A 14,254-nucleotide genomic window follows, 5' to 3' on the forward strand; every position below is an offset into this window, starting at 1 on the left:
AATTTTGAATTATCAATTATGAATTTTGAATTGTTCATTGTCAATTGTCAACTGTCCATTGTCAATTCTGAATTTTTCAACTTTCAATTTTCAACTTTCGAATTTTCAATACCCGTCTTCAGGAACTTCACATACTTGTCGATATCCTCGTCGTAACTGTATGCTGCATTCAGCGGATTGCCGTTGCCATCTACCAGAACATAGAACGGCTGCGTGTTGCTTCCGAACTTGTGACGTTGCAGATAACTCCACTTGTCGCCAAGAGTGCGGAGAGTCAACGTACTACCATCAGCCTCGGTAACCGTAAGTTTCTGCGGAAGCGGCTTCTTGTTATCGGTATACAACTCTATCAATACATAGTCGTTCTCGAGCATCTCGCGCACCTTAGGGTCAGTCCACACGGCAGCCTCCATCTTTCGGCAGTTTACGCAGCCAAGACCAGTAAAGTCGAGCATGACAGGCTTGTTGTGTTTGCGCGCATACGCCATACCCTCGTCATAATCGCTGAACATCGGCTTAACCGAATTATCCACAAGTTTCCACTTCTGCGTACTCATTGGCGGAGTGAAGGCACTAACGAGCTTGACAGGCGCGCCCCACAGTCCCGGAACGAGATAGCAGACAAACAGCGCGACAATAGCACCTATTAAAATACGAACCTTTCCGACAGACTTCTTTCCCCTATGGTCGTCTGGAATCTTGACAAGCCCGAACAGGAAGAGGGCAAGCCATGCAAAGAGCACAACCCAGATACCTATGAACAAATCGCGGAACAGCAGATTCCATCCGTAAGCCATATCGGCCACAGAGAAGAACTTGAGGGCAAAAGCCAGCTCGATAAAACCGAGGAACACCTTTACCACCACCATCCAACTGCCCGACTTTGGTGCTTGCTTGAGCCATGCAGGGAAGAGGGCGAACAGAGTGAACGGCAGGGCAAGCGCGATGGCAAAGCCCAACATACCGAGCGATGGGGCGAGCAACTCGCCTGTTGTTGATATCTCTACCAGCAAGAAACCGATGATAGGACCTGTGCAGCTGAACGACACCAACGCCAAGGTGAATGCCATAAGGAAGATGCTAAGCAATCCTGTTGCCTTGTCAGCCTTACTATCAACGGCGGTGCTCCACGATGCAGGCAGAGTAATCTCGAACAAGCCGAGGAAACTGAGTCCGAACACGACGAGCAGCAGGAAGAAGAATATATTGGCAACGGCACTCGTAGAAATAGCGTTGAGCTGGTTGGCACTCGACAGCAGCGTTACCACAACAGCCAGAAGCATATAGATGACAACAATGCTTGCGCCGTATGTAAACGCATCGCGGATGGCTTTTGAACGGTCGGCACTTCGTTTAAGGAAGAAACTTACCGTCATAGGGATTATAGGCCACACGCACGGAGTGGCAAGAGCCACAAGTCCGCCCAAGAAGCCGAGCAGGAAGATGGTGAGAAGAGAGCGGTCTGCCCCACCCTGTCCTTCGTCTTCGCCGAAAGAGCTGAGTTTGTCTATTACAGGAGTCCACAAGTCGGACACGGCAGTTGTATCGACATTCATCACTACTGCCGAAGAAGCCGATGCAACGGACGAATCGGCAATAGCGTTCTTCTCGTCTGCCTGAGCCGCATCCTTTGCGGCATCAGTCTTGGCTGCGGCAACCTTGCCCGAGAAAGAGAAGTCCACCGATGTAGGCGGAAGACAATTCTCGTCGTTACATGCGCCATATTCAAGATATCCGTTAGCCTCGTAGTCGTCGCCAGTTATCTGTATTCGCTGTACAAACTGCACGGAATGTTCGAAATACCGAACGTCCATGCCGAACATATCATCGTACTTCTTTATCTCGTTGCCTTCGGGCTTCAGTCTGCCCACAGCCTTCACGTTGCGGCTGTCTTCGAAATGGAACGAAGCAGAGACAGGTCCGTCGTCGGGCAGACCGGTTGAATACACATGCCATCCGTTGGAAATTGTTCCGCTGAAGATGACGTCAAATTCACGTTCGCTTACCTGTTTTTGCTTGACAGCAAACTTTACAGGACTTTTGATTTGCGCAATTGTCGGTATCATTATGCCGAGCAAAAGCATGATTGTTGTTATAATCCGTCTCATTTTGCGCAAAAATAATGAATTTATGGGATTCTATGCTACATTTTATCATTTATCTGCAAGCAAATCACACTCTACGATACGAAGTTCGTTCTTGACCTTATCGCCGTCCTTAGCCTTGAAAAGGTCAAGTTCATTTGCAACTGGGGCTGCAAGCTCGACGATCTGCCCAAAAGCATCGCTGTTTGCGGCTGCGCCCTTCAGTCGTATGGTTATGCTTCGGGATTCCTTCGGGTTTAGTTCGAGATGAACATAGCCGAGGCTTGTAGGAGTTTCGCCTTTCCAAACCAACGTGCTGTCGGCATAAACCTCAATAGGATATTTGCGTTTGCGCCAGCCTGTGAACTTAGCAACCACCTGTCTGACGACTTCGGGCTTTGCAAATTTGTATGTTATCCATGCCGTTGAAGATAATCCGTCGTTCTTCCATTCTGTCTCCTCGTTGTCGTCGATACTATATCGCGCCGTGCTCTGACTGCATCCGGCTACGACATCGGCAATCTTTACAGTACGGAATATCTGTTTATAAGAAGGCGTAGAAGGAGTTTCGCCACGCAGCATCGTAAACGGAACGGTTGTGCTCTTGTTATCGGTCGTAAGAGTCATAGCCGAAGCATTACTTGATGAGCCATCTGTTGGCTTGACAGTCTTCAATACACACGAAGCCTTGCCAAGTCCGTCGGCATCAGCAGAGACAACTATCCTGCCCGGATTGGTCGTGCTACGCAAAAGCACACGATTCACGCCACATTCAACAGGAAGAATCTGAGAGCCTACACAGTTTGTTCCAAGCGAGTCTTTAGCCAAGCCTCCACACCACTCAGCCGCCCCTTTCAGACTGAAACGGATCTTATTGTTTGCAAGCGGACAGCGGTTTCCGTCTTTGTCAACAACCTCAACCTCAATAATAGCCATATCAGCCCCATCTGCCTTGAAGCCACGCGCATCGGTCATGGTGGTGAGACGAATATGATGCGGTTTGCCAGCAGTTTTCAGACTGTATGATGAAAGTTCGCGTCCGGCCTCATCGTAAGAAACCGCCTTAATCTCGCCAGCCTCAAACTTCACATTATCGAATGTATATAAGAAATGGTAATCGTTTCTGCCGCCTTCAATCTCCCTGCCGTTGACAAAGAGTTTTACCGATGGAGCATCGCTAACAACATACACAGGCTTTACGGTTTCTGCCTGATAGTTCCAATGCCCCATTATATAGGTCTGACTGCTGTCTGGCGTAATCCATCCGTTCCACATAACCTGATGAGCGTAATACGAATCCTTTGGCAAACGCATGGCATCTACTATTCCGCTTGTACGATAGTTACTCTCGCCACGGTTGTGCGTATTTGTGTCGGAGAAGATTATTTTTACGCCGCCGTTGCTCACCCTCTCGCCTGTTCCGGGACGTTCGAGCCAGTAATCGTACCAACGGCGCACATGCTCAACGGCAAGCTGGTCTTGGTTCAGGTTGTAAGCCGAAGCATCGGAGTTTCGGTATAAAGGTCCGTCACCACTCTTATGGTAAGGGAAACTCCAGTCGTCCCAATATCGGCGAAGCCCTTCGTCTCTGCTATACTCCATTGCCCATACTGGCTTTGTGGCACTTTTGTTTATGTAGAGCATTTCGCCACCATACTCTGCAACGGTTTTGTTGCTGAGCATCTCGCGCGAACCTATGGCACGACCGCCGTTAGGGTCGAACCGATTGCGAATTTCGAGCATCTGTTTCATGTGTTCCTCGCTGATGCCCTTGTTTCCGCATTCATAGAATATGATGCTTGGATTGTTGCGATTGTAGACAATTGCATCTTTCATCAGTTCAATACGATGTTCCCATCTGCGGTCGGAAACATCTTTCTCGGCATCGCCTGCCGGCATAGCCTGCATAAGTCCAACGCGGTCGCACGACTCAACATCTTGCTTCCAAGGACAAACGTGCATCCACCTGACAAGGTTTCCTCCACTACGAACCATGAGCGAATTGCTGTAATCGCTGAGCCATGCCGGAACACTCATTCCAACACCCGGCCACTCGTTACTTGTGCGCTGGGCAAAACCATGAACCATTATTGCACGGTTGTTCAGCCATGTTATTCCATCATGGAAACCGGTTTTCCTAAAGCCGGTGCTTATTGTCTGCTCATCGAGAACTGCTCCTTTTTCCGACACAATCTTCGTCTTTACATCATAAAGATAGCCGTATCCCCAACTCCAGAAATTTAGATTTGCAACGGGCGATTCGGCTTTTAACACAGCCTTTGAGTTCTTGGCTATCCTGCCTGCCGTAGAGAATGACTTTATCATTCTGCCTTTGTCGTAAACCTCGCATACAAGTTTTACAGGCATATCCGAATCGGTCTCGTTCATAACCTCGGACTCTACACAGATATCAGCCTTACGGCTATCAACATCTATTCCACGGGCATAGACGTATGTGCCCACCGTTCCTAAACTTGAATACAGCGGAAGCGTTTGATAAACCTTGTCGAGCACATGGATACGGACGTGTTTAGGAAGTCCGCCATAGTTGGCGTTGAAGTTTTTGTCGTTCCATTGGAATGAACTGCGTGTACTTTTCTCCTTGTATTTCCAGTCGTTGTCCGTCAGGACTTCGAGTCTGTTTTCCTTTCCGAACACAAGGTGCTGGGTAAGATCGACTCCGAAAGCCATAACGCCGTTCTCGTGCATGGCTATCTGCCTGCCATTAAGAAAGACAACGGCACATTGCCGCGCTCCTTCGAACTCGATAAAAACCTTCTTTCCGCGCCATGCCGACGGGACTTTGAACACCTTGGTATATCTTACCGTATCGGTAGATAGTTTCTCGATATGGACTTTGAAAGCCTCACTCTGATTCCACGCATAAGGCAAAGTTACATTCTTTGTCTTTCCACCACGGCTGAAACTCCAGCCCGAATCGAATTTTACGTTGTGTTGCGCCGCAGCCGACAACGATATCAACATCGCTGCTGCAAAAAGGGTTAAGTTAGTAATTCTGTACATTATAAAAGTTTTAACACGTGACAAAAGATTTTATTAACTTGCGCAAAGATAAATCAAGGCAACCGAAAAAACAAATAAATTGATTATCTTTGCATTTTCAATAGAAAACAATACAAACTGATGGACAAATCAAGCACCAAAACGCCATACAAATGCAGCGTGCTCCCTACTGCGGAGCTTAACGCCGAGATAAAACTTCCGTCGTCGAAGAGCATCAGCAACCGTGCGCTGATAATAAATGCTCTGGCAGGAAGCAAGGAGATACCCGAAAACGTGTCGGACTGCGACGACACGTTTGTCATGATAAGAGCTTTGAAGGAGATGGGCGACACCATTGACATAATGGCTGCCGGAACGAGCATGAGATTCCTCACGGCATTTCTGTCGATAACCGAGGGCGTGCGCACCATCACCGGCACGGAGAGAATGAAGAACAGACCGATAGGCATATTGGTAGACGCACTACGCTCAATGGGCGCAAACATAGAATATGCCGAGAAAGAGGGCTTTCCGCCGCTGCGCATAACGGGCTGCAACAACCTGAAGGGCAAGTGTACCATTGCTGGTGACGTAAGTTCGCAATACATATCGGCAATACTGATGATTGGCCCGGCACTTAACGACGGTCTTGAACTGACCATAACGGGAAACATAAACAGCCGCCCTTACATCGACCTTACGCTGAAGATTATGCGCGACTTCGGGGCGGTGGCAGAATGGAGCGGCAGCAACACAATAAAGGTAGAGCCTGTAAAGTACAAGCCTACAAGATATTTCGTTGAGAGCGACTGGAGCGCATCGTCATACTGGTACGAGATGCTGGCACTCTCAGACGGCGGCACGGTACGGCTTCCGCTTCTGTTCAGAGACAGTTATCAGGGCGACAGCAAGGTTGCCGACATCTTCAGGAATCTTGGAGTTGAAACGACCTTTGCCGACAAGCAGGTTATCCTTACAAAGAAGGGCGAGCCTGTAAAGCATCTTGAATACGACTTTGCACAACAGCCCGACCTTGTGCAGACGTTTGCCGTGACGTGCTGCATGATGGGCATAACCTTCCACTTTAAGGGCACGCAGAGTCTGAAGATAAAAGAGACCGACCGCATAGAGGCACTAAAGACCGAACTACACAAGATGGGCTTCGTGCTTAACGACTCGGACAATGGCGCAGAACTATGCTGGAACGGCGAGAGATGCAATGCCGACGAGGTGGCAGAGATAAGCACATACGAAGACCATCGTATGGCAATGGCTTTTGCCCCGGCGGTGATAAAAGGCATCAAGATGCAGATTCAGAAGCCGATGGTGGTAACAAAATCGTATCCAAACTATTGGAACGACCTGAAGAAAGCCGGCTTCGGAATTGAGAACGAATATAACTAACATTTTTTATGCACATACTTATATATCTGCTTATAGCCGCAGGAATAACGGCTCTCGTTGCCGGATACTTCCACAACAAGAGCGTACAGAAGAAGATTGACAAGGGCGAACTGCCGCCCGATGCACTTAACATCGTCGACGTGCAGAACATGGAATGTTGCGGACAGCACGAGACATGCGAGAAAGACAGTCTGCTGGCAGCAATAAGCAAGGAAATAGAGTACTACAACGACGAGGAACTCGACGAATACCGAGGCACTCCGTCAGACCAATACACAGCCGAGCAGATTGAGGAGTTCCGCGATGTTCTCTTTACCATGCGCGAGGACGAGGTAGCAGGCTGGGTTCGTTCGCTTCAGTTAAGAGCCGTAGAACTGCCCGACGAACTGAAGGACGAGGTCTTCCTGATTATCGGCGAGCGAAGGAACCACTAATATTCATCTTTCTGAAAAATGAGCATTTTCGAATACATATTCTTTCAGCACGCAATTCTGGGAAGCCTGCTTGCCAGCATTATATGCGGACTGGTAGGAACGTACATCGTTACCCGCCGACTTGTATTCATTAGCGGCGGAATAACGCACGCATCGTTCGGCGGCATAGGGCTTGGCGTCTTTCTGGGCGTGAACCCTATATTGTCGGCTGCCGTATTCTCGGTTCTGTCGGCGTGGGGAGTACAATGGTTCAGCCGCCGCTCCGACATGCGTGAGGACTCGGCTATCGCCGTGTTCTGGACGTTCGGCATTGCCATAGGCATCATCTTCTCGTTCCTTACACCGGGATTTCTGGCTGATTTGTCGTCGTTCCTCTTCGGAAACATTCTGACAATAACCACAGGCGACCTCTGGCTTCTTGCCATTCTCGCCACCTTTGTGTGCTTGCTCTTTGTGCTGATGCTCAGACCGATAGTAGCCATAGCGTTCGACCGTGAGTTTGCACGCTCGCAGCGGCTGCCAGTCGAGGCAATAGAATATCTGATGATGACGGTAATTGCGCTAACCATCGTGTCGTGCCTCAGAATGATTGGCATCGTGCTCGTAATATCGCTGCTCACCCTTCCGCAGATGACGGCAAACCTGTTCTGCAACCAGTTCAAGCACATCATGCTGCTTTCAATCCCGATAGGATTTCTGAGTTGCATCGGCGGTCTGTTCATTTCTTACCAGTTGAACATTCCGTCGGGAGCCACAATCATCTGTGTATCAATACTTATCTATACTCTCTGCAAAATATACCAGAACATAAAGTCAAGATTCTGCACATCTGCCGTACAATAAAAACGAGATGTGTGAGTTTTGTATTTTAGATATGTCATGTTGAAACGATTCGCCACATACGCCGCCTTTCTTTGCCTGATGCTTGCCACAGGCTTTATTGCCGGGTGTTCTTCGAGCAAGAACACGGCACAGACGCGTTTCTACAAATCGTTTACGGCACGATACAACACTTATTTCAACGGTCACGAGGCGTTCAAGGAGGCTAAGGAGGAGCAGGAAAAGCAGAACAAGGACAACTACATGGAGATTCTGCCCTACTTCATCGTGTCGAACAAAGAGACTGCCGAGGTTGGAAAATCGCTCTACGACCGCACCATACTGAAGTGCGAGAAGACAATCAAACTGCACAGCATAAAGGCTAAACCGAAGGTTGCTCCCGACAAGAAGAGAACGGAGAAGAACCGCAAGTGGCTGGCACAGAAAGAGTATAACCCGTTTTTGTGGAAGGCGTGGATTCTGATGGGCGAAGCGCAGTTTAACAAAGGCGAGTTTATCGAGGCGGCATCGACATTCTCGTACATCAACAGGCTTTACAGCAACAATCCCGATGTTCTGGCGCAGTCGAGGATATGGCTGGCAAGATGCTACAGCGAACTCGACTGGTTCTACGATTCGGAAGACATCCTTAACAACGTGAACCGCGACAGTCTGTCGTGGAAACTAACATCGTCGTATGCCGGAGCGCGAGGTCATCTTCTGCTAAGACAACAGAAATACAAAGAGGCTATTCCGTATCTCGAAAAATCGCTCAAGAGCGTGAAGGGCACGTACAACAGAGCCAGAATGTTCTACCTCATCGGTCAGTTGTGCCACCAGACAGGCGACGATGCCAAGGCATACAAGTATTTCAGCAATGTGATTGGCGTAAATCCGCCTTACATCCTCGAGTTCAACGCGCGCATAATGCAGACCGAGGTGATGAGCAAGGCAAACTCGCAGAAGGTTCTGAAGAAACTGAACTCGATGGCACGTAACCCGAAGAACAGCGAGTATCTCGACCAAGTTCACTATGCCATCGGAAACGTATATCTAACACGGGGCGACACCGCCAGAGCCATAAAAGCCTACGAGCAAGGCAGAAAGGCTGAGGCACGCAACGGCATAGAAAAAGGTATTCTGAACCTGAAACTCGGCAACATATATTGGGAAAAGCACAAGTACAAGAACGCAAAGGAATGTTATACCGATGCGCTCGGACTAATTGGCACAACTCATGCCGAATACAAGGAGACAAGCCACCGCTCGGAGATTCTCGACGAGTTGGTTGAACATACTCAGAACATCGAACTTCAGGACAGCCTTCAGCGGCTTGCAAGAATGTCTGAGACCGAACGACTTGCGTGCATAGACCGCATAATCGAGGAGGTGATTAAGAAAGAAAAAGAAGAGCAGAAAGAAGCCGAACGCGCCGCCCGAATGGCTGAGCACGACGAGCAGATGGCAGAACTTGAAAGCAAGACGAAGACCGAGGCTCCACAGGTGCCTGTTGCCGGAAAGGGCGACAACGCGTGGTACTTCTACAACCCGACGGTTGTGTCGCAGGGAAAGACGGCCTTCCAGAAGAAATGGGGACGCCGAGTGCTCGAAGATAACTGGCGACGAAAGAACAAGGGTGTTCTGCAATCGGACGAGGAAGAACCAGCCACGGCACAATCTTCCGAAGAGCCTAAGCAGGAAGAGGAACAACTGCAACGGCCTGTAAGCAATCCTACCAAAGGTCTAAAGGAGATGGCGGCCGAGCCGACAGCCGAGGACAACAAGAGCCGCGACTTCTACCTCAAGCAGATTCCGCTTTCGGAGGAGAAGATGAACGAGAGCAACGACATCCTGAAGGATGCTCTCTACGGCGCAGGCGTGGTGTGCCAAGACCGTCTGGGCGACTTCAGCCTTGCACGAGGCTCGTTCCTACGCCTCATCAACAACTATCCAAAATACGACAAGGAAGAAGAGGTGTTCTACCGCCTCTATCTTATGGACATAATGGACAACAGACAATCGTCTGTATATCAGCAGAAACTGAAGGAGTCATATCCCGAAGGCGACTACACCAAGATGGCTAACGACCCCGAATATCTGTACAACGCAAAGTACGGAAAACACATCGAGGATTCGCTCTACGCCGCAACATACGAGGCTTATCGCAACGGCGACTACGAGACGATAGAGAAGAACGTGAAAATCTCGGACGAGAAATATCCGCGAGGCAAGAACCGCGCCAAATTCATGTTCCTCGACGCCATGAACAAATTGCATGGCAACGACCAGAACGGCTTCGTGGCCGAACTGAAGATTATTGCCGAGAGATACTCGAACGACGGCATCAGCGAGATTGCCGGACTGATGGTTAAGGGCGTTCAGGAAGGCAGAATACTCCAGAACGCAAGTCTTACAGGCTCGCTGTGGTCGCGCCGTGGCATGAGCACGCAAGAGGAGAACAAGGAAGCCGGAAAGATTCCGGAATGGAGCAAGAACGAAGAAGGCACTCACCTATTCATGCTCGCATACGAGAGCGGAAAGGTAAACGAGAACCAACTTCTGTTCGAGATTGCCCGATACAACTTCGGCAAGTTCATGGTGCGCAACTTCGACCTATCGTTTGTGCGCAACAACGGCATAAGCATGCTTCAGGTTAAGCCGTTCATCAACATGAAGGAGGCAATAAGATACTCGCAGCAACTCTTTGCCGCCGACGGAATGAGCGAAAAACTCGCCGGTCTGCGCGTAGTAATAATATCCGAAGAGAACATGAAACTCTTGGGCGACTACTACAGTTTCGACGACTATCAGGAATATTTCGAAAAGACATATCATAACCAGTTGCCAAAGATTATGAAGGAAATTGACAGCATCGACTCGCTAAACGAGCCCGACTATGATGTGCCAGAGAAGAAAGAAGAACAATCTGCTGACGACGCCGAACAACAAGGCGCACCAACTGATGACTTTAACCCCTTTAATTTCTAAAAGCGTATGAGTAACGGAAAACTACTTTGGGTAGATGATGAGATTGAGCTGCTGAAGGCTCACATCATCTTTCTGGAAAAGAAAGGCTACGAGGTCACAACCGTAAGCAACGGAACAGATGCCATAGACCTGTGCAAGGAAGAAGAGTTCGACCTTATACTGCTCGACGAGAACATGCCGGGCATAAGCGGACTTGAAACGCTGTCGCAGATTAAAGCATTCACGCCGTCGGTGCCAATCGTTATGGTTACAAAGAGCGAGGAGGAGAACATCATGGACCAAGCCATAGGCTCTAAGATTGCCGACTATCTGATAAAGCCCGTGAACCCTAACCAGATTCTGCTGACGCTGAAGAAGAACATCCATCAGAAGGAGATAGTAACCGAGGCTACGAACACAGGCTATCAGCAGAATTTCGGCAAACTGAGCATGCAGATTAACGACTCGCTAACCTGCAACGACTGGATTGAGGTGTACAAGCAACTGGTGCATTGGGAACTTGAACTGACCAACACCAACAGCGAGATGACATCGATGCTCGAGATGCAGAAGAGCGAGGCAAACAACGCCTTCGCCAAATTCATACGCAAGAATTACGAAAACTGGATTGTGAACCGTCAGGACGCGCCGCTTCTCAGTCCCGACATATTCAAAAAGAAGGTCTTTCCGCTGCTCGACAACGGAGAGAAGGTCTTTCTGCTGGTTCTCGACAACTTCCGCTACGACCAATGGAAGATGCTAAGTCAGGAACTTTCAGCCGACTTTACCATCGACGAAGACCTCTACTTCACCATCCTTCCAACGGCAACGCAATATGCGCGCAACGCCATATTCTCGGGCTTGATGCCACAGCAGATTGCAAACATGTTTCCCGACCTTTGGGTTGATGAGGACGAGGAAGAAGGCAAGAACCTGAACGAAGAACCGCTCATCGACACGCAGATGAAGCGTTTCAGACGCAAGGAGTCGTTCTCTTACAACAAGATTAACAACTCAGCCAACGCCGAGAAACTGCTCGAGAAATTCAGTCAGCTTACAAAAAACCAGCTCAACGTCATCGTACTAAACTTCATCGACATGCTGTCGCACGCCCGAACAGAGAGCATGATGGTGCGCGAACTGGCAAACAACGAGGCAGCCTACCGAAGCATAACGCTAAGTTGGTTTCAGCACTCGGCAACGCGCGACCTCTTCAAGGCTCTGGCGGCAAGCGACTACAAAATTATCATAACCACCGACCACGGAAGCATAAGGTGCAACAACCCTATAAAGGTGGTGGGCGACCGCAACACCAACACCAACCTGCGTTACAAACTGGGCAAGAACCTGAGTTACAATCCAAAGGAGGTGTTCGAGATAAAGAATCCGAAGAAGTGCGAACTGCCGTCGCCAAACATCAGCACAGCCTACATCTTCGCCACCGGAAACAGTTTCTTTGCATATCCCAACAACTACAACTACTACGTTAGCTACTACAAAGATACGTTCCAACACGGCGGAATATCGCTTGAAGAGATGATTGTTCCGCTGATAACTCTACAAGGAAAAAAACGAAACTAAAAATATATAAGAATTATGGAAATAAAAATCGACTCATTAGATAACATCAAAGAGGCAGCCAAGCAGTTTGTGGCAGCCATCGACCAGAATACAGTATTTGCATTCTACGGCAAGATGGGAGCCGGCAAGACAACCTTCACCAAGGCCGTATGCGAGGAACTGGGAGTAACCGACACGGTAGCATCGCCAACATTCGCCATCGTAAACGAATACCGTAGCGACACAACGGGCGAACTAATCTACCACTTCGACTTCTACCGCATAAAGAAACTCGACGAGGTTTACGATATGGGCTACGAGGATTACTTCTACAGCGGCGCGCTCTGCTTCATAGAGTGGCCCGAACTGATAGAGGAACTTCTGCCAGAAGATGCCGTAAAGGTAACCATCGTAGAGAACGAAGACGGCTCAAGAACCGTTTCGTTCTGAGACGAAGGAATCAAAATAATTATAAAAAGTGCATATTCTCATCAGAATAAGATGAGTAAAAAACATTACTCCAATTATAGAAATATACATATTAGATAAATAATAGGATATATATGCTTATATGGTAAACAAGTGGACAAGAGAAGAAACTATTATTGCCTTTAATGTGTATTGTAAAATACCATTTAAAGATAGCAAAAAGACACATCCTATGATTAAGGAATATGCAAAAATCATAGGAAGGAGTCCGAGTGCACTTAATATGAAAATTGGAAATATTGGACGACTTGACCCGAAATTAAAAGAAAAAGGAATTGTCGGGTTATCTCATGGTGCAAAAATAGAAAAAGACATTTGGACTGAGTTTTATGAGAACCCAGATAAACTCACATTTGAAAGTGAATGTTTGATAGCTAAATTCACCCAACAAAATATTGAGAACATGGCAAATATTGATATAAAAAAATTGCCAAACGGGAAAGAACGATTAACAATAGTGAAACAGAGAGTAAACCAATCATTCTTTCGCTCTGCTGTTATGTGCTCTTATGATTTCAAATGTTGTATTTCTGGTATCGGAAATTCAGAACTTTTAGAGGCATGTCATATTGTGGACTGGAGTGAAGATTCAACCAACCGAAGTAATCCAGAAAATGGACTATGTCTGAATTCTTTTTTTCATAAAGCATATGACAATTATCTTATAGCCATAACTCCAGATTATCACATCGTAATATCAGATGTTTTGTTAGACAAAACAGAAAACGGCGATTTCAAGAATTATCTTATAGGACTGGATAATAAAAAAATAATTTTACCAAATAGATTTTGTCCCAAGCAAGATTTTTTAGAGTATCATTATCGTAAATACCTAAATGCCCGATAATATGGTCGAACTAGATGTAACATACTTACGTTTTATAGAAAAGTATCATCCAAGATATAGTTCTGATGATAGAGTATTACTTTGCGATATTCTTTTCCGTTATCTTTCTAATGATGAAGTATCAAATGAAGATTTAAAGTGGATAAAAGATGAATTCGATTCAAAGAAAGAAGTTCTCCAAGAATTAAAGCGTTTGGAGATTAATCTTTTTTCCGAAGCTTTAGGATATTACTATGCCAATTTAAATCTTATTCAGTTGTAGATTTCTGAACTCCGAGTGCCCTAACATAAGGCATTTGTAATGCCAAAGTTGAATCCGCCAGCATCAGCAGATAATACTTTTTTGTATTGCTGTCCGGTAAAACTCAAAAGGCAATAAAAATCCTCCCCGAAGCCCAGTAAATATGCGCCTCGGGGTCTTTTTTAAAAAAAGTAAGCCCCCTCAATCAAAAAATGTGGGTTCTGGTGGTGCTTTCTGCGTCTCTTTCGCAACTATGTCATTCCAAGTTCTGTCCGGCTTTTCCATAAACCGAATGAAGTCGATGTAGTACATGAGCGTAAGGCGTATCATGGTGACAACTTGCGAGAATGCGCAGTTTCGTTTTATGCTTCTTGAGAGGACAGTTATGAGCAGATTGGCAATGAGT

10 protein-coding genes and 1 pseudogene are annotated in these 14,254 nt (G+C 47.4%); 8 read left to right on the forward strand and 3 right to left on the reverse strand.

What is annotated here, in order from left to right:
• Nucleotides 1–83: 83 nt before the first annotated feature.
• Nucleotides 84–2,108 carry a protein-disulfide reductase DsbD family protein gene (locus tag T538_RS0116825; protein ID WP_031535901.1) on the reverse strand — a complete coding sequence of 675 codons (2,025 nt, stop codon included), beginning with the start codon at nucleotides 2,106–2,108 and terminating at the stop codon, nucleotides 84–86.
• Nucleotides 2,109–2,153: 45 nt separating this feature from the next.
• Complete coding sequence (locus T538_RS0116830) at nucleotides 2,154–5,108, reverse strand: glycoside hydrolase family 2 protein (protein ID WP_031535903.1); 2,955 nt, start codon at nucleotides 5,106–5,108, stop codon at nucleotides 2,154–2,156.
• A 120-nt stretch (nucleotides 5,109–5,228) separates the two neighbouring features.
• Here T538_RS0116830 and T538_RS0116835 point away from each other — a divergent pair, with 120 nt between their 5' ends.
• From T538_RS0116835 to T538_RS0116870, 8 genes are all read left to right on the forward strand, one after another.
• The gene (locus tag T538_RS0116835) at nucleotides 5,229–6,491 is read left to right on the forward strand and encodes a 3-phosphoshikimate 1-carboxyvinyltransferase (RefSeq protein WP_034539485.1); all 1,263 of its coding nucleotides are present in this window, start codon (nucleotides 5,229–5,231) and stop codon (nucleotides 6,489–6,491) included.
• 8 nt (nucleotides 6,492–6,499) lie between these two features.
• A complete protein-coding gene (locus T538_RS0116840) occupies nucleotides 6,500–6,925 on the forward strand; it encodes a hypothetical protein (RefSeq protein WP_031535906.1) in 426 nt (141 codons plus the stop codon).
• A gap of 18 nt (nucleotides 6,926–6,943) precedes the next feature.
• Nucleotides 6,944–7,768, forward strand: a complete 825-nt coding sequence (locus T538_RS0116845) for a metal ABC transporter permease (RefSeq protein WP_031535908.1) — start codon at nucleotides 6,944–6,946, stop codon at nucleotides 7,766–7,768.
• Nucleotides 7,769–7,804: 36 nt separating this feature from the next.
• Nucleotides 7,805–10,732 (forward strand): type IX secretion system periplasmic lipoprotein PorW/SprE, encoded by a 2,928-nt coding sequence (locus tag T538_RS0116850; protein WP_081835068.1) that lies wholly within the window; start codon nucleotides 7,805–7,807, stop codon nucleotides 10,730–10,732.
• Nucleotides 10,733–10,738: 6 nt separating this feature from the next.
• A complete protein-coding gene (locus tag T538_RS0116855) occupies nucleotides 10,739–12,292 on the forward strand; it encodes a T9SS response regulator signal transducer PorX (protein WP_031535912.1) in 1,554 nt (517 codons plus the stop codon).
• Between the two features lie 15 nt (nucleotides 12,293–12,307).
• Nucleotides 12,308–12,721 (forward strand): tRNA (adenosine(37)-N6)-threonylcarbamoyltransferase complex ATPase subunit type 1 TsaE, encoded by a 414-nt coding sequence (gene tsaE / locus T538_RS0116860; RefSeq protein ID WP_031535914.1) that lies wholly within the window; start codon nucleotides 12,308–12,310, stop codon nucleotides 12,719–12,721.
• Between the two features lie 121 nt (nucleotides 12,722–12,842).
• Nucleotides 12,843–13,607, forward strand: a complete 765-nt coding sequence (locus T538_RS0116865; protein ID WP_031535916.1) for an HNH endonuclease — start codon at nucleotides 12,843–12,845, stop codon at nucleotides 13,605–13,607.
• Nucleotide 13,608: 1 nt separating this feature from the next.
• The gene (locus T538_RS0116870; RefSeq protein ID WP_031535918.1) at nucleotides 13,609–13,869 is read left to right on the forward strand and encodes a hypothetical protein; all 261 of its coding nucleotides are present in this window, start codon (nucleotides 13,609–13,611) and stop codon (nucleotides 13,867–13,869) included.
• A gap of 180 nt (nucleotides 13,870–14,049) precedes the next feature.
• Here T538_RS0116870 and T538_RS19110 read toward each other — a convergent pair.
• A pseudogene (locus T538_RS19110) lies at nucleotides 14,050–14,254 on the reverse strand (transposase); the annotation flags it as partial.

This window comes from Bacteroides sp. Ga6A2 (genome assembly GCF_000702225.1).
Classification (GTDB): Bacteria; Bacteroidota; Bacteroidia; order Bacteroidales; family Bacteroidaceae; genus Ga6A1.